Here is a 25,191-nt window from a genome sequence, read left to right on the forward strand (position 1 = left end):
GAAACCTTAAACCCGACACTGGAAATGCTCTTTTTGGAGAAGCGAAATGGCAAAAGGCAAGTTTGAGCGGACCAAGCCCCACGTGAACGTGGGCACGATCGGTCACGTGGACCACGGCAAGACGACGCTGACGGCGGCGATCACGACGATCCTGTCGAAGAAGTTCGGCGGCGAGGCCAAGGCCTACGACCAGATCGACGCAGCGCCCGAAGAGAAGGCGCGCGGCATCACCATCAACACCGCCCACGTCGAGTACGAGACGGCCAACCGGCACTACGCCCACGTCGACTGCCCGGGCCACGCCGACTACGTCAAGAACATGATCACCGGTGCCGCCCAGATGGACGGCGCGATCCTCGTGTGCTCGGCCGCCGACGGCCCGATGCCCCAGACCCGCGAGCACATCCTGCTGGCGCGTCAGGTCGGTGTTCCGTACATCATCGTGTTCCTGAACAAGTGCGACATGGTCGACGATGCCGAGCTGCTCGAGCTCGTCGAGATGGAAGTGCGCGAACTGCTCAGCAAGTACGACTTCCCGGGTGACGACACCCCGATCGTCAAGGGCTCGGCCAAGCTCGCCCTCGAAGGCGACACCGGCGACCTCGGCGAGCAGGCCATCATGCGCCTGGCCGATGCGCTGGACAGCTACATCCCGACGCCCGAGCGCGCCATCGACGGTGCCTTCCTGATGCCGGTCGAAGACGTGTTCTCGATCTCCGGCCGCGGCACCGTGGTGACCGGCCGTATCGAGCGCGGCATCGTCAAGGTCGGCGAGGAAATCGAGATCGTCGGCATCGCTGCCACCCAGAAGACCACCTGCACCGGCGTGGAGATGTTCCGCAAGCTGCTGGATCAGGGCCAGGCGGGCGACAACGTCGGCATCCTGCTGCGCGGCACCAAGCGCGAAGACGTGCAGCGCGGCCAGGTGCTGTGCAAGCCGGGCAGCATCAAGCCGCACACGCACTTCACGGCCGAGGTGTACGTGCTGAGCAAGGACGAGGGCGGCCGTCACACGCCGTTCTTCAACAACTACCGTCCGCAGTTCTACTTCCGCACCACCGATGTCACGGGCGCCATCGAGCTGCCCAAGGACAAGGAAATGGTGATGCCGGGCGACAACGTGTCGATCACCGTCAAGCTGATCGCACCGATCGCCATGGAGGAAGGCCTGCGCTTTGCCATCCGCGAAGGCGGCCGCACCGTCGGCGCCGGCGTCGTGGCCAAGATCGTCGAGTAAGTTTTTGCGTGACGGCCCGGCGCTCCTGGGCGCCGGGCCTCCACCCTCTGGCAGTCCGGCCGTCTCGGCCGGGTTGCATTGCTCTTTGAAGGAACCGTCATGCAAAAGCAGAAGATTCGCATCCGCCTGAAGGCGTTTGACTACAAGCTGATCGACCAGTCGGCACTCGAGATCGTCGACACCGCCAAGCGCACCGGCGCCATCGTCAAGGGCCCGGTGCCCCTGCCGACCCGCCTCGAGCGCTTCGACATCCTGCGCTCGCCGCACGTCAACAAGACCTCGCGCGACCAGTTCGAGATCCGCACCCACCAGCGCCTGATGGACATCGTCGATCCGACCGACAAGACGGTCGACGCGCTGATGAAGCTGGACCTGCCGGCCGGCGTCGACGTCGAGATCAAGCTGCAATGAGTTGGAGCCGGGAGTCCACGCAGCTAGCTGCGCGGGTGAACCCGGATCTGCTACACTAGCAAGCTTTTCCGCGGCTGCCTTCGTGCAGCAACGGATTTTGAGGGGCGCCGCTTCGGTGGCGTTCCATTTGTCAGTCCGGCCAATCGATGCCGGACGTTGCAACAAAGGCTCTTAACAGAGCTGGAGAAGAACCATGACGACAGCCAATCCGGGCCACCGCCTCGGTTTGCTGGGCCGCAAGGTGGGCATGATGCGCATCTTCACGGACGACGGCGATGCCGTGCCCGTGACGGTGCTCGACGTGTCGAACAACCGTGTTGCCCAGGTCAAGACCGAAGCGACCGACGGCTACAGCGCCGTCCAGATCGCTTTCGGCACGCGCAAGGCTTCGCGCGTGACCAAGCCGGCCGCAGGCCACCTCGCCAAGGCGGGTGTGGAAGCCGGCGAGATCCTCAAGGAATTCCGCGTCACGGCCGACGTGGCTGGGCAATTCGCGCCGGGCAGCTCGCTGCCGGTGACGTTGTTCGCCGCCGGCCAGGTCGTCGACGTGCAAGCCACGTCGATCGGCAAGGGTTTCGCGGGCACGATCAAGCGCCACAACTTCAGCTCGCAGCGCGCGTCGCACGGCAATAGCCGTTCGCACAACGTGCCGGGCTCGATCTCGATGGCGCAGGATCCTGGTCGCGTGTTCCCGGGCAAGAAGATGACCGGCCACATGGGTGACGAGACCGTCACCACGCAAAACCTCGACATCGTGCGCGTTGACGAAGCCCGTCAGTTGCTGCTGGTCAAGGGTGCGGTTCCGGGCGCCAAGGGCGGCTTCGTGACCGTGCGTCCGGCCGTCAAGGTCAAGCTCAAGAAGGGAGCCCAGTGATGCAACTCGAGCTCCTGAACGAACAGGGCCAGTCGTCTGCCAAGGTGGACGCGCCCGACACGGTCTTCGGCCGTGACTACAACGAGGCGTTGGTGCACCAGATCGTCGTGGCCTACCAGGCCAACGCGCGCCAGGGTACCCGTGCCCAGAAGGACCGCGGCACCGTCTCGCACACCACGAAGAAGCCGTGGGCCCAGAAGGGTACCGGTCGCGCTCGCGCCGGCATGAGCTCCTCGCCGCTGTGGCGCGGAGGCGGCCGGATCTTCCCGAACACGCCGGACGAGAACTTCTCGCAGAAGGTCAACAAGAAGATGTACCGCGCCGGCATGGCGTCCATCTTCTCGCAGCTGGCCCGTGATGGCCGTCTGGCGGTGGTCGATTCGATCAAGGTCGATTCGCCCAAGACCAAGCTGCTGGCCGCCAAGTTCAAGGCCATGGGCCTGGACTCGGTGCTGGTGATCGCCGACGAGGTCGACGAGAACCTGTTCCTCGCGTCGCGCAACCTCGCCAACGTGATGGTGGTCGAGCCGCGTTACGCCGATCCGCTGTCTCTGGTCTTCTACAAGAAGGTCCTGGTGACGAAGGGCGCGATCGACAAGCTCAAGGAGATGCTGGCATGAGCGCCGCCTTCAAACCCATCGACACCAAGTTCGACGAGAACCGCCTGATGCAGGTGCTGGTCTCGCCGATCGTGTCCGAGAAGGCCACGGCCGTCGCCGAGAAGCACAACCAGGTGCTGTTCAAGGTGCTCCAGGACGCCACCAAGCCGGAAATCAAGGCTGCGGTGGAGCTGATGTTCAAGGTCGAGGTCGACAAGGTCTCGGTCGTCAACATCAAGGGCAAGACCAAGCGCTTCGGCAAGACCACTGGCCGCCGGGACAACCTGCGCAAGGCCTACGTCTGCCTCAAGCCGGGTCAGGAGCTCAACTTCTCCGGGGAGGCTGCGTAATGGCCGTCGTCAAAGTCAAACCGACCTCGCCCGGCCGCCGTGCCGTCGTGAAGGTGGTGCATTCGCACCTGCACAAGGGCAAGCCCGAAGCGTCGCTGCTCGAGCCGCAGATGCAGAACTCGGGCCGTAACAACAACGGTCACATCACGATTCGCCACAAGGGCGGTGGTCACAAGCACCACTACCGCGTGGTCGACTTCAAGCGCAACAAGGACGGCATTCCGGCCAAGGTCGAGCGTATCGAATACGACCCGAACCGCACCGCCCACATCGCGCTGCTGTGCTACGCCGACGGCGCTCGCACCTACATCATTGCCCCGCGCAATGTCGAGGTGGGCCAGACGCTGCTGAGCGGCGCCGAGGCGCCGATCAAGGCCGGCAACACGCTGCCGATCCGCAACATCCCCGTGGGCTCGACGATCCATTGCGTCGAGATGCTGCCCGGCAAGGGCGCGCAGATCGCGCGTTCGGCCGGTACCTCGGTGGTGCTGATGGCGCGTGAAGGCACCTACGCTCAGGTTCGCCTGCGCTCGGGTGAAGTGCGCAAGATCCACATCGACTGCCGCGCCACCATCGGCGAGGTCAGCAACGAAGAGCACAACCTGCGCCAGTACGGCAAGGCCGGTGCCAAGCGTTGGAAGGGTATTCGCCCGACCGTCCGTGGTGTTGCGATGAACCCGGTGGACCACCCGCACGGCGGCGGCGAAGGCCGCACCGGCGAAGGTCAGGTGCCTGTGTCGCCGTGGAACACGATGACCAAGGGCTATCGCACTCGCAGCAATAAGCGCACGCAGACGTTCATCGTCTCGCGTCGCAAGAAGTAAGGGGCGCAGCAGATGTCTCGTTCACTGAAAAAGGGTCCCTTCGTGGACCACCACCTGGTTGCCAAGGTCGAGAAGGCCGTGGCCATCAAGGACAAGAAGCCGATCAAGACCTGGTCGCGCCGCTCGACGATCCTGCCCGAGTTCATCGGGCTGACGATCGCCGTGCACAACGGCAAGCAACACGTGCCTGTGTACGTGAGCGACCAGATGGTCGGTCACAAGCTCGGCGAGTTCGCCCTGACCCGTACGTTCAAGGGTCACCCCGGCGACAAGAAGGCCAAGAAGTAAGGAGCGGCTATGGAAACCCGAGCAATCGTTCGCGGCGTCCGCCTCTCGGTCGACAAGGGTCGACTGGTGGCTGACCTGATCCGCGGCAAGAAGGTGGACCAGGCGCTCAACATCCTGGAATTCACGCAGAAGAAGGCGGCCGTCATCGTCAAGAAGGCGCTGGAGTCTGCGATCGCCAATGCCGAGCACAACGACGGCGCCGACATCGACGAACTGAAGGTCAAGACGATCTATGTCGAGCAGGGTCCGACGCTGAAGCGTTTCACCGCGCGCGCCAAGGGCCGCGGCAACAGCATCAGCAAGCCGACCTGCCACATCTTCGTCACCGTCGGCAACTAAGGCCTAGACCATGGGACAAAAAATCCATCCGGTAGGCTTTCGCCTGCCCGTGACCCGCAACTGGTCGTCGCGCTGGTACGCGTCGAGCAAGAACTTCGCCGGCATGCTGGCCGAAGACCTGCAGGTTCGCGATTTCCTCAAGGCGCGTCTGAAGAATGCCGCGGTCTCGCGCATCCTGATCGAGCGTCCGGCCAAGAACGCCCGCATCACCATCTACTCGGCGCGTCCCGGCGTGGTGATCGGCAAGAAGGGCGAGGACATCGAGAACCTCAAGGCCGAACTGACGCGCCGCCTCGGCGTGCCGGTCGCGGTCAACATCGAAGAGATCCGTAAGCCGGAAGTCGATGCTCAGCTGATCGCCGACTCGATCACCCAGCAGCTCGAGAAGCGAATCATGTTCCGCCGTGCGATGAAGCGCGCGATGCAGAACGCGATGCGCCTGGGCGCGCAGGGTATCAAGATCATGTCGGCCGGCCGCCTCAACGGCATCGAGATCGCCCGCACCGAGTGGTACCGCGAAGGCCGGGTGCCGCTTCACACGCTGCGCGCCGACATCGACTACGGTTTCTCGGAAGCCAAGACGACCTACGGCATCATCGGTGTCAAGGTCTGGGTCTATCGTGGCGACCGCCTGGCCAACGGCGAGGCGCCGACGCTCAAGGGCGGCGACGATCGTGAAGACGATCGCCGCAACCGTCGTGGTCCGCGCAGCGACCGTCCGGGTGGCGACCGCCGTCCGAGCGGTGGCCGTGGCGGCCCGGGTGCCCCTGGTGGCCCCGGCCGTGGCCCGCGCGCCGAAGCCGCACCGGCCGACAGCGACAGGCCGGCAGATGCCGCGACTGCCGCCCCCGCCGGCGATGCGCCCAAGGCTCCGGCCGTCAAGCGCGTGCGCAAGGTCGCCGCACCTGGCACCGGCGCATAAGGAGAACAAGACATGCTGCAACCCGCTCGCCGCAAATACCGCAAGGAGCAGAAGGGCCGCAACACCGGCGTCGCCACTCGTGGCGCCACCGTGGCATTCGGTGAATTCGGCCTCAAGGCCACCGAACGCGGCCGTATCACCGCTCGCCAGATCGAGGCCGCGCGTCGCGCGATCTCGCGTCACGTGAAGCGCGGTGGTCGTATCTTCATCCGCATCTTCCCGGACAAGCCGATCTCGCAGAAGCCTGCCGAGGTCCGCATGGGCAACGGCAAGGGCAACCCGGAGTACTACGTGGCTGAGATCCAGCCCGGCAAGGTGCTCTACGAGATCAACGGCGTCGACGAAGTCCTCGCACGTGAGGCGTTCACGCTGGCTGCCGCCAAGCTGCCGCTGAAGTGCACCTTCGTCGCCCGCCAGGTCGGCACCTGAGCCGGCACCGGAGACCACACATGAAAGCATCCGAACTCCGCACGAAGGACGTCGCGGCGCTCGAGCAGGAAATCAAGTCCCTGCTCAAGGCGCACTTCGGCCTGCGCATGCAGAAGGGTACCCAGCAGCTGAGCAACACCGCCAGCCTGCGCGATACCCGCCGTTCCATCGCTCGCGCCAAGACCATCCTGGCCGAGAAGAAGAAGGGAGCCGCGCAATGACGCAAGCTCAAACCGCCGAGAAGAACACGCGCACGCTGGTCGGCCGCGTCGTCAGCGACAAGCGCGCCAAGACGATCACGGTGCTGGTCGAGCGTCGTGCCAAGCACGAGCTCTACGGCAAGATCGTCGCCACCTCGCGCAAGTACCACGCGCATGACGAGAACGGCGACTACCACCTCGGTGACCTCGTCGAGATCGCCGAAGGGCGCCCGATCTCGAAGACCAAGTCGTGGGTCGTGACCCGCCTGGTCGAGAAGGCGCGCGGCATCTAAGCCGACTTGAGCTCAAGGCCTTGCGAGGCCCTGTTCAGAAGAACGACCTGGTGCTGGCAAGCTGGCACCCGGTCGTTTTTCATTTCGGGTCCGTTTGCGACTCTAGCCACCAGGAGACGAGAAGATGATCAAGATCGGTGACAAGCTGCCCGCGGGCACGCTGCAGGAATATGTAGAGGTCGAGGGCAACGGCTGCTCGATCGGGCCGAACAGCTTCGAGATCCCGAAGCTCACGGCCGGCAAGACGATTGCGCTGTTCGCGCTGCCCGGCGCCTACACGCCGACCTGTTCGGCGCAGCATGTGCCCGGCTATGTGCAGCACGCGGCCGACTTCAAGGCGGCCGGCGTCGACGAGATCTGGTGCGTGTCGGTCAACGATGCCTTCGTGATGGGTGCCTGGGGCCGCGACCAGAAGACGGCAGACAAGGTTCGCATGATGGCCGACGGCAGCGCGGCATTCGCCCAGGCCACCGGGCTGACGCTCGATCTCACCGCGCGCGGCATGGGCCTGCGCTCGGCGCGCTACTCGATGCTGGTCAAGGACGGCGTGGTCAAGACGCTCAACGTCGAAGGACCGGGCAAGTTCGAGGTCAGCGATGCCGCCACGCTGCTGGCTCAGGCCAAGGCGCTGGCCTGACCAAAGCCAGGGAGCCCTCTCCACTTCTTTGCGTCTGGGCACTTGACGCAAGCTGGTGGATAAGGGATACTGCTGAGCTTCGCCGGGAAACCGGGTTGCGATCCCTCAGGGTCTCCTGAGCGCCTGACAAAGGCAGTGGACGCGCAATTCGACTCCCGGTCTCGCCCTTCGAGGGTGGCGGCCGCTGGCAAATGAGCGAGCGGTCTTCGCCCCACGGGACCAAGACTGACCGCTGGCCGCCCATGGTGGGTGTCGTGCGGGACAAGTTGGGGACAGACATGATCCAAATGCAATCGCGACTTGATGTCGCGGACAACACTGGCGCGAAGAGCGTCATGTGCATCAAGGTGCTGGGCGGCTCCAAGCGCCGCTACGCCGGCATCGGCGATGTCATCAAGGTCTCCATCAAGGAGGCTGCGCCGCGTGGTCGCGTGAAGAAGGGCGAGATCTACAACGCCGTCGTCGTGCGCACCGCCAAGGGCGTTCGTCGCCAGGACGGCTCGCTGGTCAAGTTCGACGGCAATGCCGCCGTGCTGCTCAACGCCAAGCTCGAGCCCATTGGCACCCGCATCTTCGGCCCGGTCACGCGTGAACTGCGTACCGAGCGCTTCATGAAGATCGTGTCGCTCGCGCCCGAAGTGCTGTGAGCGAACAGCGTCCAAAGGACAGGTCATGAACAAGATTCGCAAAGGCGACCAGGTCATCGTGCTGACTGGTCGCGACAAGGGCAAGCGCGGCGTCATCTCGGCGCGCGTCGACGTCGATCACGTGCTCGTCGAGGGCGTCAACGTGGTCAAGAAGCACGTCAAGCCCAACCCGCTCAAGGGCACGACCGGTGGCATCGTCGACAAGACCATGCCGATTCACCAGTCCAACGTGGCGATCTACAACCCCGCATCGGCCAAGGCCGACCGCGTGGGCATCAAGCTGCTTGATGACGGCAAGAAGGTGCGCGTTTTCAAGTCGAGTGGTGAGCAGATCCCTGCGCCCAAGGCCTGACGCTAGAGGTTCAACATGGCACGTCTGCAACAGTTCTACCGCGAAAAAGTGGTGCCGGACCTCGTCGAGAAGTTCGGCTACAAGTCGGTGATGCAAGTCCCGCGTCTCGAGAAGATCACGCTCAACATGGGCGTGAGCGAGGCGGTCTCCGACAAGAAGGTCATGGATCACGCAGTTGGTGACCTGACCAAGATCGCCGGCCAGAAGCCGGTGGTCACCAAGTCGAAGAAGGCGATTGCCGGCTTCAAGATCCGTGACGGCGTGCCCATCGGCACGATGGTCACGCTGCGCGGTGTGCGCATGTACGAATTCCTGGATCGCTTCGTGACGATCGCGCTGCCCCGCGTGCGCGACTTCCGCGGCATCTCGGGTCGCGCCTTCGACGGCCGTGGCAACTACAACATCGGCGTCAAAGAGCAGATCATTTTCCCCGAGATCGAGTACGACAAGATCGACGCGCTCCGCGGGATGAATATCAGCATCACGACGACCGCGAAGAACGACGAGGAGGCCAAGGCTCTTCTCGCCGCCTTCAAATTCCCGTTCAAGAACTGAGGTGACCTGTGGCCAAGGTTTCGATCAAGCAGCGTGAGCTGAAGCGAGAGCAGATGGTCGCCAAGTTCGCGAAGAAATACGCTGAACTCAAGGCAATCATCGACGACGCCGGCAAGTCCGACGAAGAGCGCTACACCGCGCGCCTGGCGCTGCAGAAGCTGCCGCGCAATGCGTACCCGACGCGCCTGCGCAACCGCTGCGAGCTGACCGGTCGCCCGCGTGGCACGTTCCGCACCTTCGGTCTGGGGCGCAGCAAGATCCGTGAGCTGGCGTTCAAGGGTGACATCCCCGGTGTCATCAAGGCCAGCTGGTAAGTCGGCGCTGAATAGGAGTTCATCCCATGAGCATGAGTGATCCCATCGCCGACATGCTGACCCGCATCCGCAACGCGCAACTGGTCGAGAAGACCAAGGTCGCGATGCCGGCTTCGAAGGTCAAGGTCGCGATCGCCCAGGTCCTGAAGGACGAGGGCTACATCGACGGATTCGCCGTCAAGAGCGAGGACGGCAAGTCCGCGCTCGAGATTGCGCTGAAGTACTACGCCGGTCGCCCGGTCATCGAGCGCATCGAGCGCGTGAGCCGTCCCGGCCTGCGCGTCTACAAGGGTCGCCACGACATTCCGCAGGTCATGAATGGCCTCGGTGTGGCGATCGTGACCACGCCGCAAGGCGTGATGACGGACCGCAAGGCCCGCGCTGCCGGTATCGGTGGCGAGGTCCTGTGCTACGTCGCCTGACGCGAAGGAGCTGAAACATGTCCCGCGTAGGAAAAATGCCGATCGCCGTGCCGCAAGGTGTGGACGTTGCGATCACCGCTGAGCAGATCACCGTCAAGGGTTCGCTCGGCACGCTGTTGCAGTCGATGAGCCCGCTGGTGTCGGTCAAGAACGAAGGCGGTTCGCTGAACTTCGCGCCGGTCGACGAGACCGCGGCCGCGAACGCGATGAGCGGCACGATGCGTGCGCTGGTGGCCAACATGGTCAACGGCGTCAGCAAGGGCTTCGAAAAGAAGCTGAACCTGGTCGGCGTGGGTTTCCGGGCCCAGGCCCAGGGCCAGAAGCTGAACCTGCAGATCGGGTTCTCGCATCCGGTCGCCAAGGAAATGCCGGCCGGCATCAAGGTCGAGTGCCCGACGCAGACCGAGATCCTCATCAAGGGATCGGACCGCCAGGTGGTGGGCCAGATCGCCGCCGAGGTGCGCGCGATCCGTCCGCCGGAGCCCTACAAGGGCAAGGGCATCCGTTACTCCGATGAAAAGGTCTCTCTCAAAGAGACCAAGAAGAAGTAAGGAGCAGCACGATGTTGAACCAGAAAGAACAGCGCCTGCGTCGTGCCCGCCAGACCCGCGCCCGCATTGCACTGCAACGCGTGGCCCGTCTGACGGTGTTCCGCTCCAACCTGCATATCTATGCAAGCGTCATTTCCGACGACGGCCAGCAGGTGCTCGCAAGCGCCTCGACCGCCGAAAAGGAAGTGCGCGCCCAGCTCGGCGCGGAGGGCAAGGGTGGCAATGCCGCCGCTGCCGCCATCGTCGGCAAGCGTATCGCCGAAAAGGCCAAGGCCGCCGGCATCGAGAAGGTCGCGTTCGACCGCTCCGGTTTTGCGTACCACGGCCGCGTGAAGGCGCTGGCCGAGGCAGCGCGCGAAGCTGGTCTGCAGTTCTGACGCACAAGGAAACAGCATGGCAAAGTTTCAACCCCGCGCCCAGACCGAAGCGAACGAAGACGGCCTGAAGGAAAAGATGATTCAGGTGAACCGCGTGACCAAGGTGGTCAAGGGCGGTCGCACCATGAGCTTCGCCGCGTTGACCGTGGTCGGTGACGGCGATGGCCGCGTCGGCATGGGCAAGGGCAAGGCCAAGGAAGTGCCGGTCGCAGTGCAGAAGGCCATGGAGTCTGCGCGCCGCAACATGGTCAAGGTCAGCCTGACGAACGGCACCGTGCATCACCGCGTGATCGGCGAGCACGGCGCGGCCCGCGTGCTGCTGCAACCGGCGTCGCCCGGTACCGGCGTCATCGCCGGTGGCCCGATGCGCGCGGTCTTCGACGTCATGGGCGTCAAGGACATCGTTGCCAAGAGCCATGGCTCGACCAACCCGTACAACATGGTTCGCGCCACGTTCGATGCGCTGACCCGTTCGACCACGCCCGCCCAGGTGGCGGCCAAGCGTGGCCTGACGGTGGAAGACATCTTCAATTGAGCCGCGCCCCGGAGAACGACATGACGACCGAAAAGAAGACGGTTACCGTCAAGCTGGTCAGGAGCCCGATCGGCACGCGCGAATCTCATCGCGCCACGGTGGTGGGCCTGGGCCTGCGCAAGCTCAACAGTGTGTCGACCCTGGAAGACACGCCGTCGGTGCGCGGCATGATCAACAAGATCAGTTACCTCGTGCAGGTGCTGTAAGCAGCGCTGCGCAGGAGAATTCGATGGAACTCAACTCCCTCAAGCCCGGCTCGGGCTCCAAGCGCGCCAAGCGTCGCGTCGGTCGCGGCATCGGCTCCGGCCTGGGCAAGACCGCGGGTCGCGGCCACAAGGGCCAGAAGTCGCGCGCCGGTGGCTACCACAAGGTGGGCTTCGAAGGCGGCCAGATGCCGCTGCAGCGTCGCCTGCCCAAGCGTGGCTTCAAGTCGACCACTGCCAAGTACAACGCCGAGGTCACGCTCGCCGACCTCGAGCGCCTGGGCGCGGCCGAAGTCGACATGCTGGCGCTCAAGACCGCCGGCCTGGTGCCGCATCGTGCGAAGAACGTGAAGGTCATCCTGGCCGGCGCGATCACCACGAAGGTCGCGCTCAAGGGCGTGCTGGCCACGGCCGGTGCGAAGGCTGCGATCGAGGCCGCTGGCGGCTCGGTGGCCTGAACGCGCGTCTGAACAGCAAGAAGAAGTCCTAGGACGGCAGCTTTGGCATCCACCAACGCGAATCAACTGGCCAAGAGCGGCAAGTTCGGCGACCTGCGTCGCCGGCTTGTGTTCCTGTTGCTGGCCCTCGTGGTCTACCGCATCGGGGCGCATATCCCGGTGCCGGGGATCGATCCTGCGCAGCTGCAGCAGCTGTTCCAGGGTCAGCAGGGCGGCATCCTGAGCCTGTTCAACATGTTCTCGGGCGGTGCGCTGTCGCGCTTCACCGTCTTCGCGCTGGGGATCATGCCGTACATCTCGGCCTCGATCATCATGCAGCTGATGAGCTACGTGGTGCCGAGCCTGGAAGCGCTCAAGAAAGAGGGCGAGAGCGGTCGTCGCCGGATCACGCAGTACACGCGCTACGGCACGCTGGGTCTGGCGCTGTTCCAGGCGATGGGCATCGCGTTCGCGCTCGAGGCCTCGGCCGGCCTGGTACTGAGCCCCGGTATCGGCTTTCGCGTGACGACGGTCGTCAGCCTGGTGTCGGGCACGATGTTCCTGATGTGGCTGGGCGAGCAGATCACCGAGCGCGGTCTGGGCAACGGCATCTCGATCATCATCTTCGCGGGCATCGCGGCTGGCCTGCCGAGCGCCATCGGCGGCCTGTTCGAGTTGATCCGCACCGGAGCGATGAGCATCATCGCGGCGCTGTTCATCATTGCGGTCGTGATCGCGGTGACCTACTTCGTCGTGTTCGTCGAGCGCGGCCAGCGCAAGATCCTGGTGAACTACGCCAAGCGCCAGGTCGGCAACAAGGTCTATGGCGGCCAGTCCTCGCACCTGCCGCTGAAGATCAACATGGCCGGCGTGATCCCGCCGATCTTCGCCTCGTCGATCATCCTGCTGCCGGCGACGCTGGTGGGCTGGGTCGCGGTGGGTGACGGCATGCGCTGGCTCAAGGACATCGCCTCGGCGCTGTCGCCGGGTCAGCCGATCTACGTGATGCTCTATGCAGCGGCGATCGTGTTCTTCTGCTTCTTCTACACGGCGCTGGTGTTCAACAGCCGCGAGACCGCAGACAACCTGAAGAAGAGCGGCGCGTTCATCCCGGGCATTCGTCCGGGCGAGCAGACCGCCAAGCACATCGACAAGATCCTCGGGCGCCTGACGCTGGCCGGCGCTGCCTACATCACGCTGGTGTGCCTGCTGCCCGAGTTCCTGGTCCTCAAGTACAACGTGCCGTTCTACTTTGGTGGCACCTCCCTGTTGATCATCGTCGTCGTGACGATGGACTTCTGGGCCCAGGTTCAGAGTTATGTGATGAGCCAGCAGTACGAATCGCTGCTCAAGAAGGCCAATTTCAAGGCCAGCTGATCAAGGAACGACCACGCGCTATGTCAAAGGATGACGTCATCCAGATGCAGGGCGAGATCCTCGAGAACCTGCCGAACGCGACGTTTCGAGTAAAGCTGGAGAACGGGCATGTGGTGCTCGGTCATATCTCCGGAAAGATGCGGATGCACTACATCCGCATCCTGCCGGGGGACAAGGTGACCGTTGAACTCACGCCCTACGATTTGAGTCGGGCTCGCATCGTCTTCCGGGCGAAGTGAGCGACAAGCGCAACACCCCGGAAGCACGCTAGAGACAGTCTAGGAGAAGACCATGAAGGTAGCCGCATCGGTCAAGAAGATGTGCCGCAATTGCAAGATCATCCGTCGCAAGGGCGTGGTGCGTGTCATCTGCACCGACCCGCGCCACAAGCAGCGCCAGGGTTGATCAGGCACGACCACGTACAGAGGTAGAACATGGCACGTATTGCTGGCATCAACATCCCGCCGCACAAGCACGCTGAGATCGGCCTGACCGCCATCTATGGCATTGGCCGTACCACGGCGCAGAAGATCTGCACCGCCTGCGGCATTGCCTTCGACAAGAAGGTCAAGGATCTCAACGACACCGATCTCGAGAAGATCCGTGACGCGGTGGGTCAACTCACGATCGAGGGCGACCTGCGTCGCGAGACCACGATCAACATCAAGCGTCTGATGGACCTGGGCTGCTACCGCGGCTTCCGTCATCGTCGCGGCCTGCCGATGCGCGGTCAGCGCACCCGCACGAATGCGCGTACCCGCAAGGGCCCGCGCAAGTCGCCCACCGCGCAGAAGAAGTGACGCGTTCGAGACTGAAAGAGACTCAGCATGGCTAAAGCTCCCGCCAATTCCGCCGCCTCGCGCGTGCGCAAGAAGGTCCGCAAGAACGTTGCGGACGGTATTGCACACGTCCACGCGTCGTTCAACAACACCATCATCACGATCACCGACCGGCAGGGCAACTCGCTGTCGTGGGCGTCGAGCGGTGGCCAGGGCTTCAAGGGCTCGCGCAAGTCGACCCCGTTTGCGGCGCAGGTTGCTGCCGAGAACGCCGGCCGCCAGGCGATCGACCAGGGCATCAAGAACCTCGAAGTGCAGATCAAGGGCCCCGGCCCGGGTCGCGAGTCGTCGGTTCGTGCGCTGGCCTCGCTGGGCATCCGCATCGTCTCGATCTCCGACGTGACGCCGGTGCCGCACAACGGCTGCCGTCCGCAGAAGCGTCGTCGCATCTGAGTCAGCAGCGCGACCGCCAAGGTCGCGCTACAATTCGGGGTTTCCCGAGCAGCCGGCGTGGCCCTTGTGCCCCGCCGGCTCTTTCACTGAAGAGCCGCATTCGCACGCGAGGCGCTCTTCTTAAGCCCACCGTCTGAGCGTCCACAACAACACTCGCCAGACTCGCGCGGTAGCAGTCGACCGCGTCAGAAAACCAAGGAAGCAACGTGGCACGTTACCTCGGCCCAAAGGCCAAACTTTCCCGCCGTGAAGGCACCGACCTGTTCCTGAAGAGCGCCCGCCGCCCGATCAGCGACAAGTCGAAGTTCGAATCCAAGCCCGGCCAGCACGGCCGCACCTCGGGTTCGCGTACCAGCGACTTCGGCCTGCAACTGCGCGAGAAGCAGAAGGTCAAGCGCATGTACGGCGTGCTCGAGCGCCAGTTCCGCCGCTACTTTGCCGAGGCCGAGCGCCGCAAGGGCAACACCGGCGCGAACCTGATGTTCCTGCTCGAGTCGCGCCTCGACAACGTGGTCTATCGCATGGGCTTCGGCTCGACCCGCGCCGAGGCGCGCCAGCTGGTGTCGCACAAGGCGATCACGGTCAACGGCCAGGTGGTGAACATCGCCTCGTACCTGGTGAAGCCGGCCGACGTCATCGCGGTTCGCGAGAAGTCGAAGAAACAGCTGCGCATCGCCGACTCGATCAAGCTGGCCGAGACGGTCGGCATGCCGGGTTGGGTCTCGGTCGACGCTACCAAGATGGAAGGCGTCTTCAAGAAGCTGCCGGACCGCGAGGACTTCGGCGCCGACATCAACGAATCGCTGATCGTCGAACTCTACTCGCGCTGATCAATCTGCGCCGTGCGGCAAGGTGCCGCGCGCGCAGCCTCCGCGTCGCCTTGCCGGGCACGTCGCGGAGCGAGAACTGCCCGGCATGGTCCCCAGCCTTATCGGTGTAACGAGCCGAGGGTATTGAGAGGAACAGGACTCAATGCAAACCAATCTGCTGAAGCCCAAGGCCATCAACGTCGAGCCGCTGAGTGCGCCTGCCGGCGCGTCCCAACGTGCCAAGGTCACGCTCGAGCCCTTCGAGCGCGGCTACGGCCACACGCTGGGCAATGCCCTGCGTCGCGTGCTGCTGTCGTCGATGGTGGGCTACGCGCCGACCGAAGTCACGATCGCCGGCGTGCTCCACGAGTACTCGGCCATCGATGGCGTGCAGGAAGACGTGGTTCACATCATGCTCAACCTCAAGGGCGTGGTGTTCAAGCTGCACAACCGCGACGAGGTCACCCTCGTGTTGCGCAAGGAAGGCGAAGGCCCGGTCACCGCGGCCGACATCCAGACCCCGCATGACGTCGAGATCGTCAACCCCGATCACGTGATCGCGCACCTGTCGCAAGGCGGCAAGCTCGACATGCAGATCAAGGTCGAGAAGGGCCGCGGCTACGTGCCTGGCAACCTGCGCCGCTACGGCGACGAGCCGACCAAGAGCATCGGCCGCATCGTGCTCGATGCTTCGTTCTCGCCGGTCAAGCGCGTCAGCTACACGGTCGAAAGCGCCCGCGTCGAGCAGCGCACCGACCTCGACAAGCTGGTCATGGAGATCGAGACCAACGGCGCCGTCAGCCCCGAAGAGGCGATCCGCGCCTCGGCCAAGATCCTCGTCGAACAGCTCGCCGTGTTCGCGCAGCTCGAGGGCAGCGAACTGGCCGCCTTCGAAGCGCCGACCGCGTCGCGCCAGCAACAGTTCGACCCGATCCTGCTGCGTCCAGTCGACGAGCTCGAGCTCACGGTGCGTTCGGCCAACTGCCTCAAGGCCGAGAACATCTACTACATCGGCGACCTGATCCAGCGGACCGAGACCGAGCTGCTGAAGACCCCGAACCTGGGTCGCAAGTCGCTCAACGAGATCAAGGAAGTGCTCGCTTCGCGCGGCCTCTCCCTCGGTGCTCGTCTCGAGAACTGGCCGCCGCAGGGTCTCGACAAGCGTTGATAGAAGTTCGCGTCGCCTGAGTTGGGCGACGCGCAGAAGATGGCCGGCTCACGCCGGCCGGTGCACCCGCCAGTACCTGATCCGGCTGGCGGCATTACATAGAAAGGACACAGCACCATGCGTCACCGTCACGGCCTCCGCAAGCTCAACCGCACGAGCTCGCACCGTCTTGCCATGCTTCGCAACATGTGCAATTCGCTGATCGAACACGAGGCGATCAAGACCACCGTCCCCAAGGCCAAGGAACTGCGCCGCGTCGTCGAGCCGCTGATCACCCTGGCCAAGGAGCCGACGCTCGCCAACAAGCGCCTGGCCTTCGACCGCCTGCGCGATCGCGACAACGTGGTCAAGCTCTTCAACGTGCTCGGCCCGCGCTTCCAGACCCGTCCGGGCGGCTACACCCGCATCCTGAAGATGGGCTTCCGCGTCGGCGACAACGCGCCGATGGCATTCGTCGAACTGGTCGATCGCCCGGACGCTAGCGTCGAAGCGGTGGCTGCCGACAAGGCCGAGTAAGCACGACCGCAGGGGCGTCGCGACGCGCTACGTCGCCCGCCACAGAAGGCCAGCCTCGCGCTGGCCTTTTTCATGCGATCACCTCATCAACGCCGCCGAAACAGTGGCGCCGCGCGGTGAAAGCATGCTAGAATTCCAGCTTCAGTCGCGGGATGGAGCAGTCTGGTAGCTCGTTGGGCTCATAACCCAAAGGTCGAAGGTTCAAATCCTTCTCCCGCAACCAAATACAAGGCTTCGGCCTTCAGCAAGCGCCCACTCTCAGTGGGCGTTTTGCTTTGTGCCTCGCGTCGACCTCATGCTCGACGCGCGGGCTGCAGGCGGATCGCGGGCGCCCTCAGGGTCGGCCCCCTGCCGTCTGAAATGTCGTGGCAATACATTTGCGGAACAGTGTTTCATAAATGAATTGAACGATGGCAACTCCACTGAATGTGGCCCTGCTGGGCGAATGCATGCTCGAACTGCAGGGCCAGGCCTTCGGTGCCATGCATCAGGGTTTTGGCGGCGACACCTTGAACACCGCGGTCTATCTGGCGCGCTGCGCCGACGCCAGCGCGCTGCGCTGCTACTACGCGACCGCCCTCGGTGATGACGCCCTGAGCAGCGGCCTGCTCAGCCGCTGGGCCGCCGAAGGGCTGGACCTCAGCCTGGTCCGGCGCATCCCCGGGCGCCTGCCCGGGCTCTACATGATCGAACTCGACGAGTGCGGCGAGCGCAGCTTCAGCTTCTGGCGCGACAGCAGTGCCGCCAAGGCCTACTTCGATGTCGAACTCAGCCCCCTCGAGTGCGATCCCGGTCAATGGGATGCGCTCTATCTCAGCGGCACCAGCCTCGCCATCCTGCCCGCGAGCGGCCGCCAGCGCGTGTTCGCGCTGATGCGGACGCTGCGCGAGCGCGGCGCCACGGTCGTCTTCGACAACAACTTTCGCGCGCGGCTGTGGCCCGACCGGGCCGAAGCCAGGGACTGCTTCGAGCAGGCGCTGGCACTGGCCAGCCTGGCGCTGGTGACCGTCGATGACCACCAGCTGCTGCTCGGCGTGAACAGCCGGGATGAAGCGCTGGCGCACGCCCGCGAACTGACCGCGCCTGAACTCGTGATCAAGCGCGGCGCCGAGTCGACGCTGGTGCGCAGCTCGGGTGCAGGCTGGCTGGAGGTGCCGACAGTCCCGGTCGCGACGGTGGTCGACACCACCGCGGCCGGCGACTCCTTTGCCGCCGGCTACCTGTGCCGGCGCCTGGCCGGCGCGAGCGCGCAGCAAGCGGCGCTGTTCGGCAACCAGCTGGCCGCGCGCGTGATTCAGCACCATGGCGCGGTGATACCGCGCGCGGCGATGGCGGACCTGGCCGCCTAGCGTCCTAGGACTGGCCTGCCGGCGCGTCGAGCGGGAAGACGGTGCAGCCCAGTCGCGTCGAGATGTCGCGACTGGCGGCCTGCAGCATCGCGACCACGCTGGCGGCCTTGGCGTCGTCGTAGCGGAAGGTCGGGAACGAAACGCTCAGGCCGGCGATCGGCTGGTTGAGCCGATCGAAGATCGGCGTGCCGAGGCAGCGAATGTGGTCGTCGAATTCCTCGCGGTCCTCGCCGAAGCCCTGCGCCTTGACGCGCTCGAGCTCGACCAGGTATTCGCCGCGGTCGACGATGGTCTTGTCGCGGTAGCGGGTGAAGGTGGCGCCGTCGAGGACGCGATCGCGACGCTGCGGGTGCTCCCACGCCATCAGCACCTTGCCGATCGCCGTGCAGTGCAGGGGCGCGCGCCGGCCGACGCGCGAGTACATGCCCAGCGTGTGGCGCGAGTCGACCTTGTGGACGTAGATGATCTCGCTGTCGATCAGGGTGCCCAGGTGCACGGTCTCGCCGGTCGCGTCGGCCAGCATCTGCATGTGGTGCTTGGCCAGCTCGACCAGCTCGGGGTACTGCAGCGCCTTGGTGCCGAGCTCGAAGGTCTTCATCGCCAGGCCGTAGCGCTCGCTGTCGGACTCCTGGCGCACGTAGCCCAGCGTCTTCATCGTCTGCAGGAAGCGGTAGACCGTGGCCTTGGGCATCGCCAGCCTGACCGACAGGTCCGAGATGCCGGTCTCGCTGCGTTCGGACAGTGCTTGCAGGATCGCAAACACCTTCAGCACGGCAGCCACCGATTCCGGTCCCTGCCTGCCATCGTTCAGATCGTCATCCATGCGATTTGATTGCTTCGAACAAGCGTTTCATTTGACTTGAATTGTCCACCGTTTCGGCGCCGCTCAGAGCATTCCGCTGCCCGCGCCGGCGCGCACCCGGGCCGGAACGTCTTGCGCGGCGTCCAGCGCGGCGCGATACGGAGGCGTCCAATCGACCGCACCGTGCAGCTGCTGCTGCGGGTGCGCCGCGCGCAGCGTCGCCAGCAGGTCGACGGGCTGGCCGTTGAGCAGCGAGCCGCGATCCTCGAAGACCTCGCCGCGCAGCAGGCGCACCAGGCGCTCGGCGCCGATGTCGGGCGAGAGCTCCCAGGCGTTGTGTTCGCTCAGCACCGCGGAGCGGTAGCCCAGCCCGATCGAATAGCCGAAAGGATGCGGCGAGTCGCTGCGGCCGACGAACAGGTTGTTGTAGACATGGACCTGGCCGTAGCGCACGCGCGGCGTGCGCTCGCGCAGTTCCTCCCAGAGGTTGTGGTGAAAGCTCACGCGCAGCTGGCCGGCGTCGAGCGTGTGGGCATCGCTGCCGCCGACCAGCGTGGTCTTGTCGTGGCGGCGGAAGTGGTTCCACGACACCGTCACCAGGTCCGACTGCTGCGTGATGTCGAGCAGGCCGTCGTGGCGCTGGATCGGCCGGCCGAGCGCGACATCCGGTTGTCGTGAAGCGGGCTCGTCGTCGTTGAAGCTGCAATGGTCGATCCAGACCCGGCGCGCGCCGCGCAGCGAGACGGCGTCGTAGTCGGAGTTCCACTCGCCGTGGCCGTTGTCGAGCGGATCCCAGGCCGGGAACAGGTCGTGCGGGTCGCTGATCAGCAGGTTGCGCACGATGACGTTCTGCACCCGCTCCAGCAGCAGCATGCCGCCGTCGATGCCGGCCCCCGGCCCGAAGCCGAGCAGCGTGGTGTTCGACGGCACGCGCAGCACCACCTGCGCCGCCTGCCGGCGCGCCGAGCGCCGGCGCGCCTCCTCCTGCGGTCCCTGCGGCGCGCGCCGCCCCCAGCTCGCCGGGTCGTAGGTGCGGACAAAGGCCTCGAAGTCGAACTCCGGATCACGCAGTGCCTCGTAGCCGACGGCGCGCCCCTGCTCGTCGCGACCGAGCGCGATGCGGCCCTGCACGAGGACGATCTTGGGCCGATCGCCGAGCGCCATCGCCGCCCGCAGTTCGCGTGGGTCGCGCACTACCAGCACCTGCTCGGCGCTGGCGTCCGCGCCACCGCTCGTGCCACCGGCGACCGAGCCCCAGCCATCGCCCTCGGGCAAGGTCTGGCGTGCCGCCGGGGGCAGCAGGGCATTGCGGTACTCGGCCATGCGGTTGGCCTGCGCGCCGGTGCTCGCAAAGGGTCGGCGCGAGGTGGACGCAGCCCAGCTGCGGAGGTGCTCGCCGAGCAGGCTGTCGCGCACCAGCGCCTGGCCGTTGGGTGAGAGCGCCGGCTGCCAGGCGCCGGCGGCCACGCCGTGATCCCAGGCCCGGCCAAGACTGACCGAGCCGACAGCGACCCCCGGCTCGGCGAGCAGCCGGCTGCGCTGCACGAGGAAGCCATGCGACTGCGCCGCCGGCGTGCTGGGCGCCAGCACATGGCCGCCCTGGCCCGCGGCGCGCCGGCCGGCGCGGCTCAGCAGCAGCGAGTCGTCGATCACCAGCGTCGCGTCGCCGAACACGAAGTCCACGTCGCCGGCGATCAGGCTGTGGCGCACCAGCACGCGCGCCGGCGCATCGGCGCGCTCGCGTGCCGCGTAGAAGGTGTCCTGGTGGCCGAGCAGCCGCAGGTTCTCGAGTTGCAGCCGGTCGCCGCGGGTCAGCAGCGCCACCGCCTGCGCGCCGCCGCTCTCGCCGGCGCCGGCGGGGTAGCCCTGGCCGGCGCGCACCCGGTCCATCGCATCGTTGACGATGCTGAGGTTGGCGACCTGCACCGCATCGCCGACGATCGTCACGCTGGCGCTGCCGGCGGTGCCGAAGGTGTCTGCGTGCGGATCCGCGACGCAGGAGCCGGCTACGCCGCGACGCGGCCTGGGTTCGGCGTTGTAGTGGCCGGCGACGATGCGCACCTGTGCCGGCTCGGAGCCGCCGCCGTAGAGCGTGAACGGCACCTTGTCGCGCACGCAGAGCTGCTCGCGGTAGGTGCCAGGCTCGATGCGGATGTAGTGGCGTGGGGCGCCGCTGACGCGCGCCGGCAGCGCGTCGAGCGCGGCCTGCACGCTGCGGTGGGTGCCGCTGCCGTCGGTCGCCACGACGAACTGCGGCTTCCACTGGCCGGGGTCACCCATCGGCTCGGGCACCCAGGGCGCAGGCCCGGCGCCGAGGTACTGCTCGATCGTGTGGCGAGCGGCGTCGGCGTCCTCGAGTTGCGGCCGCGGCTGGGCGTGCAGCACGGCCGTGCAGGCGAGCAGCAGCGCGCCTGCCGCGATGCAGCGACGCCCGCGTACGTTCATTGGCGCACCCTGCGGCCTGCGGCCTGCGGCCGGTCCCGCCAGGCGGGAACTCGCCCCTTCGGACGGCCGGGCGGGGCTCATGCCGTCGCCAGGTCGGCCAGGTAGAGCGCCGGCTCGCCGTCGACGTCGGAGGTGAACAGCACCCGCTTGTTGTCGGGCGTGAACGAGGGGTGCGGGTGCGTGACCTGCCGGTTGCCCTTGTAGACGCGCCACGAGCTGTCGTGGCGCGCGACGACGCGCTCGCTGCCGGCGCGCAGGTCGAACAGGTGCAGGTAGGGGTCGGTCGCGATCTGGTGGCTGGCGGTGTCGGCCACATCGGCCGGCGAGTCGCAGCCATCGCCGACCAGCAGCGTGCCATCAAAGTTGCTCATCAGGTGCGAGCAGGGCGGCATGTGGGCTAGGCGCCGGCTGCGCAGCGTGACCGGATCGAGCGAGCAGATCCAGCGCTCGCGCTCGCCCTTCAGATAGGACACGTAGATCATCGCCGAGCCGTCGGGCACCCAGAACTCGTGGGTGCAGCTCTCGCCCGATGCCTGCTCGCGGCCGCAGCGCAGGTTGCTGCCGTCCTCGTCGATGAACCACATGCGGGCGTCGACCAGGTCGTGCGGCCCCTCGTGGCAGAAGGCCACGGTGCGGTCGTCGAAGGGCCGGTACTGCGGATGGCCGAGCCAGCCGCGCTGATCGAGGATCGTCTCGCGCTCGCCGCTGGCGAGGTCGATGCGGATCAGCCGGCAGCGCGGCTTGCGATGGAACATCTCGTGGAACTTCTTCCAGTCGCTGAGCGGGAACCAGTCCTCGGCCGCGATCTCGATGCCGACCATGCGGGTGCAGGCGCTGTTCGAGACCCAGGTGCCGTAGCCGACCCAGCCCGCCGGCACCGTGTAGACCACCTCCTCGCTCAGGTCGGCCAGGTTCAGCCGCACCAGCTGGCGCTCGGCGCGCACGAAGTAGAGCTGCGCGTCATCGGGGCTGAGGAAACCGCCGAAGGTGTTCTCACCCTGCTGGTCGGTGAGCTGGGTCGCGACCTGGCTCTGCAGGTCGAGCAGGTGGTAGTTCCAGTGCGGACTGCCATGCGGGCCGAGCTCGGCGCCGAAGAGCAGGCGCTGGCCGTCGTTGCTGAAGCACTTCTGATAGAAGTAGTTGCGGTGGCAGGTGACGTCGGTCGGCGTCAGCCGCGTCACGCGCGCGCCGGTGTCGGGATCGTCGCGGCTGACGAATTGCAGTTGGCGCTGGGTCGCTTTGCTCATGGGCCTCACTTGATTCGTTGCAGCAGGGCATTGCCTTCGGCCACGAGGCGGGCAGCGGCAGCCTCGCTGCCGCTCTTGCCGTAGGCCACGGTCTCGAAGACGTCGCGCATGAAGCGGTGCATGCGCGCGTGCTCGAACAGCGGTGAAGGGCGCGGCAGGCGCCCGCTGCGGCGTTGTTGCAGGATCTGCTCGTGCGCCGCCAGTTCGAGCGCGGGCAGCTTGTTGGCAGCGAGCAGCACCTGGAACTGGCTCTTCGCCGACGGCACGCCGCGTGTGCGGCCGAGGATGCGCGCGGCGTCAGGATCGGTCGCCAGGAAGTTGGCCAGCCGCGCCGCGAGCTGCGGCTGCCTGCTGTTGCGCCCGACCGCGAACATCACCGTCGGTCGCCCGAACATGCCGCTGCTCATCGCACCGGGGCGGGTCGGAAACTCGCCCAGCACCAGTTGCTGGTTGCGATCGAGCGTGGCGGCGCGCAGCGGGATCACCGAGTCCCAGGTGTAGTTGCCGGCCCAGTTGCCGACCACCCAGTCGGGTTGCTGCTCGGTCGGCTTCTCGGCGCCACCGAGGCTCGCGCGCAGCGGCAGCGGCGTGGCCACGTGCTCGCCGACCAGGCGCTGGTAGGTCTGCACCCAGTCGAGCGCCGCCGCCGGGCTCATCGCCACGCGGGGCTGCAGCGGGTCGACATAGGGTGCGCCGTGCTTCTGCTCCACGTAGGCGTGGGCCAGCAGCATCATGTCGTAGAGCTCGCCGTCGAGCGGGAAGGCGTGCTCGCCGACGTTGCGGCGGAAGCTGCGGCCGGCGGCGAAGAGCTCGTCCCAGTCCCTGGGCAGCGAGACGCGCGCGCGCTCGAAGGCGGCCTGGTTCCACAGCATCACCCGCGCGCTGAACGAGACCGGCAACGCATTGAGCTTGCCGCCGATCTCGCCGAAGGCCAGGTCGTCGGCATCGAACTCCTGCAGCGCCAGGTCCTTGCGGTGCTGGTACAGATCGACGAAGCCGTTGCCGCGCTTGGAGAACATCGCGAGCCAGGCCCAGTTGATCTGCATGAGATCGGGCTCGGAGCGACCGGCGATCTGCGTCGTCAGCCGCTCCAGGTAGCCGGCGAAACCCATGTACTCGGCCTTGACGCGCAGGCCCGGGTTCTGCGCCTCGAACAGCGCGATCGCCTTCAGCGTGGCCTCGTGGCGCGCGGCACCACCCCACCAGGCAAAGCGCAGCACGCTTTGAGGCTGGGCCCGCAGCAGTGCCGGCGCGCCGAGCATCGCGATGCCGCCGGCCACCAGCCGGCGTCGAACGAGTCCGCCCATCTCAGTCCCGCAGTAGCAGGTTGACGCCGCTGGCGGCATCGAAGAGGTGGCAGCAACCCATCTGGAAGTGGAAGCCGTGGCGCGCGCCGCGCGTCTTGTGTTGCAGGCTGCCGAGTTGGTCCGAGGGCACGCGCGCGCTCAGCTGCAACTCGCCAAGATCGAAGTGCACGAAGACCTCGCTGCCCATGTGCTCCATGAAGCGCACGGTGCCCTCGACCTCGATGCTGTCGCCCTGGGCGCGCGGCACCGCGCCGATGTGCTCGGGCCGCAGCCCGAAGCTGACCGGACCTGTGTAGCCGTGCAGGCGCGTCGACTTGGTCGCTGGCAACGGCAGCAGCGCGCCGGCGACCGCGACCACCGCCATGTCGCCGCCGGGCCGCACCTGCGCGTCGAGGATGTTCATCTCCGGCGAGCCGATGAAGCTGGCGACGAAGGCGTTGGCCGGGCGTTCGTAGAGCGCGATCGGCGTGTCGAGCTGCTGGATCACGCCTTCCTTGAGCACGCAGATGCGCTCGCCCATCGTCATGGCCTCCACCTGGTCGTGCGTGACGTAGATGGTGGTGGCCGGCTGGCCCGACTCGCGCAGCGTGCGGTGCAGCTCGGTCAGGCGCACCCGCATCGCCGCGCGCAGCTTGGCGTCGAGGTTGGACAGCGGCTCGTCGAACAGGAACACGTCGGGCTTCTTGACGATCGCCCGGCCCACCGCCACGCGCTGGGCCTGGCCGCCGGAGAGCTGCTTGGGGTAGCGGTCGAGCAGGTGCTCCATCTCGAGCAGCTTCGCCGCATGCTGCACGCGCGACGCGACCTCGGCCTTGGCGACGCCGGCCAGCCGCAGGCCGAAGGCCAGGTTGTCGAAGACCTTCATGTGCGGATAGAGCGCGTAGTTCTGGAACACCATCGCGATGCCGCGCTGCTTGGGTGCCAGTTCGTTGACGACGCGCTCGCCGATGCGCAGCTCGCCGCCGCTGATCGACTCGAGCCCGGCGATCATGCGCAGCAGGGTCGACTTGGCGCAGCCCGAGGGCCCGACGAAGACCATGAACTCGCCATCGCGCACCTCGAGATCCACCGCGTGCACGGCCTTGAAGCCGTTCGGATAGACCTTTTCCACCTTGTCCAGACTCAGACGGGCCACTGTTGTTG

At 66.0% G+C, this 25,191-nt stretch carries 37 protein-coding genes and 1 tRNA gene; 33 read left to right on the forward strand and 5 right to left on the reverse strand.

Going from position 1 to position 25,191, the window contains the following annotated elements; translation table 11 throughout:
• The first annotated feature begins 46 nt into the window (after window positions 1–46).
• The 33 genes from tuf (at window position 47) to EV670_RS18145 (ending at window position 18,247) form a co-directional block, all read left to right on the forward strand.
• Window positions 47–1,237, forward strand: a complete 1,191-nt coding sequence (tuf, locus tag EV670_RS17985) for an elongation factor Tu (RefSeq protein WP_130434712.1) — start codon at window positions 47–49, stop codon at window positions 1,235–1,237.
• Window positions 1,238–1,336: 99 nt separating this feature from the next.
• A complete protein-coding gene (rpsJ, locus tag EV670_RS17990; RefSeq protein ID WP_130434746.1) occupies window positions 1,337–1,648 on the forward strand; it encodes a 30S ribosomal protein S10 in 312 nt (103 codons plus the stop codon).
• Between the two features lie 193 nt (window positions 1,649–1,841).
• Window positions 1,842–2,522 (forward strand): 50S ribosomal protein L3, encoded by a 681-nt coding sequence (gene rplC, locus EV670_RS17995; RefSeq protein WP_130434748.1) that lies wholly within the window; start codon window positions 1,842–1,844, stop codon window positions 2,520–2,522.
• Window positions 2,522–3,142, forward strand: a complete 621-nt coding sequence (rplD, locus tag EV670_RS18000; protein WP_130434750.1) for a 50S ribosomal protein L4 — start codon at window positions 2,522–2,524, stop codon at window positions 3,140–3,142. The genes rplC and rplD overlap by 1 nt, the downstream gene beginning before the upstream one ends.
• Window positions 3,139–3,471, forward strand: coding sequence for a 50S ribosomal protein L23 (rplW, locus tag EV670_RS18005; RefSeq protein ID WP_423213595.1), 333 nt, complete (start codon window positions 3,139–3,141; stop codon window positions 3,469–3,471). Before rplD ends, rplW begins: the two co-directional genes overlap by 4 nt.
• The gene (rplB, locus tag EV670_RS18010) at window positions 3,471–4,295 is read left to right on the forward strand and encodes a 50S ribosomal protein L2 (RefSeq protein WP_130434752.1); all 825 of its coding nucleotides are present in this window, start codon (window positions 3,471–3,473) and stop codon (window positions 4,293–4,295) included. The genes rplW and rplB overlap by 1 nt, the downstream gene beginning before the upstream one ends.
• Before the next feature lie 12 nt (window positions 4,296–4,307).
• Window positions 4,308–4,583: a 30S ribosomal protein S19 gene (gene rpsS / locus EV670_RS18015; protein ID WP_130434754.1), complete on the forward strand. Its 276-nt coding sequence runs from the start codon at window positions 4,308–4,310 to the stop codon at window positions 4,581–4,583.
• Window positions 4,584–4,592: 9 nt separating this feature from the next.
• Window positions 4,593–4,922: a 50S ribosomal protein L22 gene (gene rplV, locus EV670_RS18020; RefSeq protein WP_130434756.1), complete on the forward strand. Its 330-nt coding sequence runs from the start codon at window positions 4,593–4,595 to the stop codon at window positions 4,920–4,922.
• Between the two features lie 10 nt (window positions 4,923–4,932).
• Window positions 4,933–5,844 carry a 30S ribosomal protein S3 gene (gene rpsC / locus EV670_RS18025; RefSeq protein WP_130434758.1) on the forward strand — a complete coding sequence of 304 codons (912 nt, stop codon included), beginning with the start codon at window positions 4,933–4,935 and terminating at the stop codon, window positions 5,842–5,844.
• 12 nt (window positions 5,845–5,856) lie between these two features.
• A complete protein-coding gene (gene rplP / locus EV670_RS18030; RefSeq protein ID WP_130434760.1) occupies window positions 5,857–6,273 on the forward strand; it encodes a 50S ribosomal protein L16 in 417 nt (138 codons plus the stop codon).
• A gap of 20 nt (window positions 6,274–6,293) precedes the next feature.
• Complete coding sequence (gene rpmC, locus EV670_RS18035) at window positions 6,294–6,494, forward strand: 50S ribosomal protein L29 (RefSeq protein ID WP_130434762.1); 201 nt, start codon at window positions 6,294–6,296, stop codon at window positions 6,492–6,494.
• Window positions 6,491–6,766 (forward strand): 30S ribosomal protein S17, encoded by a 276-nt coding sequence (gene rpsQ, locus EV670_RS18040; RefSeq protein ID WP_130434764.1) that lies wholly within the window; start codon window positions 6,491–6,493, stop codon window positions 6,764–6,766. The genes rpmC and rpsQ overlap by 4 nt, the downstream gene beginning before the upstream one ends.
• A 124-nt stretch (window positions 6,767–6,890) precedes the next feature.
• On the forward strand, window positions 6,891–7,403 hold the full coding sequence (locus EV670_RS18045; RefSeq protein WP_130434766.1) for a peroxiredoxin: 513 nt from the start codon (window positions 6,891–6,893) through the stop codon (window positions 7,401–7,403).
• Window positions 7,404–7,681: 278 nt separating this feature from the next.
• On the forward strand, window positions 7,682–8,050 hold the full coding sequence (gene rplN, locus EV670_RS18050; protein WP_130434867.1) for a 50S ribosomal protein L14: 369 nt from the start codon (window positions 7,682–7,684) through the stop codon (window positions 8,048–8,050).
• A gap of 25 nt (window positions 8,051–8,075) precedes the next feature.
• Entirely contained in the window at window positions 8,076–8,402 is a 327-nt protein-coding gene (gene rplX / locus EV670_RS18055; RefSeq protein ID WP_130434768.1) for a 50S ribosomal protein L24, read from the forward strand.
• Between the two features lie 15 nt (window positions 8,403–8,417).
• Window positions 8,418–8,957: a 50S ribosomal protein L5 gene (gene rplE, locus EV670_RS18060; protein WP_130434770.1), complete on the forward strand. Its 540-nt coding sequence runs from the start codon at window positions 8,418–8,420 to the stop codon at window positions 8,955–8,957.
• An 8-nt stretch (window positions 8,958–8,965) separates the two neighbouring features.
• Entirely contained in the window at window positions 8,966–9,271 is a 306-nt protein-coding gene (gene rpsN / locus EV670_RS18065) for a 30S ribosomal protein S14 (RefSeq protein WP_130434772.1), read from the forward strand.
• Window positions 9,272–9,297: 26 nt separating this feature from the next.
• Window positions 9,298–9,693 (forward strand): 30S ribosomal protein S8, encoded by a 396-nt coding sequence (gene rpsH, locus EV670_RS18070; protein ID WP_130434774.1) that lies wholly within the window; start codon window positions 9,298–9,300, stop codon window positions 9,691–9,693.
• Window positions 9,694–9,710: 17 nt separating this feature from the next.
• Window positions 9,711–10,244 carry a 50S ribosomal protein L6 gene (gene rplF, locus EV670_RS18075; RefSeq protein WP_130434776.1) on the forward strand — a complete coding sequence of 178 codons (534 nt, stop codon included), beginning with the start codon at window positions 9,711–9,713 and terminating at the stop codon, window positions 10,242–10,244.
• Window positions 10,245–10,255: 11 nt separating this feature from the next.
• On the forward strand, window positions 10,256–10,621 hold the full coding sequence (gene rplR, locus EV670_RS18080) for a 50S ribosomal protein L18 (protein ID WP_130434778.1): 366 nt from the start codon (window positions 10,256–10,258) through the stop codon (window positions 10,619–10,621).
• A 16-nt stretch (window positions 10,622–10,637) separates the two neighbouring features.
• Entirely contained in the window at window positions 10,638–11,156 is a 519-nt protein-coding gene (gene rpsE / locus EV670_RS18085; RefSeq protein ID WP_130434780.1) for a 30S ribosomal protein S5, read from the forward strand.
• A 20-nt stretch (window positions 11,157–11,176) separates the two neighbouring features.
• Window positions 11,177–11,362, forward strand: a complete 186-nt coding sequence (gene rpmD / locus EV670_RS18090) for a 50S ribosomal protein L30 (RefSeq protein WP_130434782.1) — start codon at window positions 11,177–11,179, stop codon at window positions 11,360–11,362.
• Window positions 11,363–11,385: 23 nt separating this feature from the next.
• Window positions 11,386–11,817, forward strand: a complete 432-nt coding sequence (gene rplO / locus EV670_RS18095) for a 50S ribosomal protein L15 (protein WP_130434784.1) — start codon at window positions 11,386–11,388, stop codon at window positions 11,815–11,817.
• A gap of 42 nt (window positions 11,818–11,859) precedes the next feature.
• Window positions 11,860–13,173, forward strand: a complete 1,314-nt coding sequence (secY, locus tag EV670_RS18100) for a preprotein translocase subunit SecY (RefSeq protein ID WP_130434786.1) — start codon at window positions 11,860–11,862, stop codon at window positions 13,171–13,173.
• Window positions 13,174–13,193: 20 nt separating this feature from the next.
• On the forward strand, window positions 13,194–13,412 hold the full coding sequence (gene infA / locus EV670_RS18105) for a translation initiation factor IF-1 (RefSeq protein ID WP_011830996.1): 219 nt from the start codon (window positions 13,194–13,196) through the stop codon (window positions 13,410–13,412).
• A 52-nt stretch (window positions 13,413–13,464) separates the two neighbouring features.
• Window positions 13,465–13,578, forward strand: a complete 114-nt coding sequence (rpmJ, locus tag EV670_RS18110; protein WP_009548427.1) for a 50S ribosomal protein L36 — start codon at window positions 13,465–13,467, stop codon at window positions 13,576–13,578.
• Between the two features lie 29 nt (window positions 13,579–13,607).
• Window positions 13,608–13,973: a 30S ribosomal protein S13 gene (gene rpsM / locus EV670_RS18115; RefSeq protein ID WP_130434788.1), complete on the forward strand. Its 366-nt coding sequence runs from the start codon at window positions 13,608–13,610 to the stop codon at window positions 13,971–13,973.
• A gap of 27 nt (window positions 13,974–14,000) precedes the next feature.
• Window positions 14,001–14,405 carry a 30S ribosomal protein S11 gene (rpsK, locus tag EV670_RS18120; protein ID WP_130434790.1) on the forward strand — a complete coding sequence of 135 codons (405 nt, stop codon included), beginning with the start codon at window positions 14,001–14,003 and terminating at the stop codon, window positions 14,403–14,405.
• A gap of 206 nt (window positions 14,406–14,611) precedes the next feature.
• Window positions 14,612–15,235, forward strand: a complete 624-nt coding sequence (rpsD, locus tag EV670_RS18125) for a 30S ribosomal protein S4 (protein WP_130434792.1) — start codon at window positions 14,612–14,614, stop codon at window positions 15,233–15,235.
• A gap of 142 nt (window positions 15,236–15,377) precedes the next feature.
• Window positions 15,378–16,382, forward strand: a complete 1,005-nt coding sequence (locus EV670_RS18130; protein ID WP_130434794.1) for a DNA-directed RNA polymerase subunit alpha — start codon at window positions 15,378–15,380, stop codon at window positions 16,380–16,382.
• 117 nt (window positions 16,383–16,499) lie between these two features.
• Window positions 16,500–16,898, forward strand: coding sequence for a 50S ribosomal protein L17 (gene rplQ, locus EV670_RS18135; protein ID WP_130434796.1), 399 nt, complete (start codon window positions 16,500–16,502; stop codon window positions 16,896–16,898).
• A 146-nt stretch (window positions 16,899–17,044) separates the two neighbouring features.
• Window positions 17,045–17,121, forward strand: a tRNA-Met gene (locus EV670_RS18140).
• Between the two features lie 187 nt (window positions 17,122–17,308).
• Window positions 17,309–18,247 carry a sugar kinase gene (locus EV670_RS18145; protein ID WP_130434798.1) on the forward strand — a complete coding sequence of 313 codons (939 nt, stop codon included), beginning with the start codon at window positions 17,309–17,311 and terminating at the stop codon, window positions 18,245–18,247.
• Between the two features lie 4 nt (window positions 18,248–18,251).
• Here EV670_RS18145 and kdgR read toward each other — a convergent pair whose 3' ends face one another.
• The 5 genes from kdgR to EV670_RS18170 form a co-directional block, all read right to left on the reverse strand.
• Window positions 18,252–19,070, reverse strand: coding sequence for a DNA-binding transcriptional regulator KdgR (gene kdgR, locus EV670_RS18150; protein ID WP_130434800.1), 819 nt, complete (start codon window positions 19,068–19,070; stop codon window positions 18,252–18,254).
• 63 nt (window positions 19,071–19,133) lie between these two features.
• Window positions 19,134–21,494: a pectinesterase family protein gene (locus tag EV670_RS18155; RefSeq protein ID WP_165393359.1), complete on the reverse strand. Its 2,361-nt coding sequence runs from the start codon at window positions 21,492–21,494 to the stop codon at window positions 19,134–19,136.
• Window positions 21,495–21,571: 77 nt separating this feature from the next.
• Window positions 21,572–22,741 (reverse strand): oligogalacturonate lyase family protein, encoded by a 1,170-nt coding sequence (locus EV670_RS18160; RefSeq protein ID WP_130434804.1) that lies wholly within the window; start codon window positions 22,739–22,741, stop codon window positions 21,572–21,574.
• A gap of 5 nt (window positions 22,742–22,746) precedes the next feature.
• Window positions 22,747–24,048, reverse strand: coding sequence for an ABC transporter substrate-binding protein (locus EV670_RS18165; protein ID WP_165393360.1), 1,302 nt, complete (start codon window positions 24,046–24,048; stop codon window positions 22,747–22,749).
• Window position 24,049: 1 nt separating this feature from the next.
• Complete coding sequence (locus tag EV670_RS18170) at window positions 24,050–25,183, reverse strand: ABC transporter ATP-binding protein (protein ID WP_130434808.1); 1,134 nt, start codon at window positions 25,181–25,183, stop codon at window positions 24,050–24,052.
• Window positions 25,184–25,191 lie beyond the last annotated feature (8 nt).

It is taken from the genome of Rivibacter subsaxonicus, assembly GCF_004217215.1.
Lineage (GTDB): Bacteria > Pseudomonadota > Gammaproteobacteria > Burkholderiales > Burkholderiaceae_C > Rivibacter > Rivibacter subsaxonicus.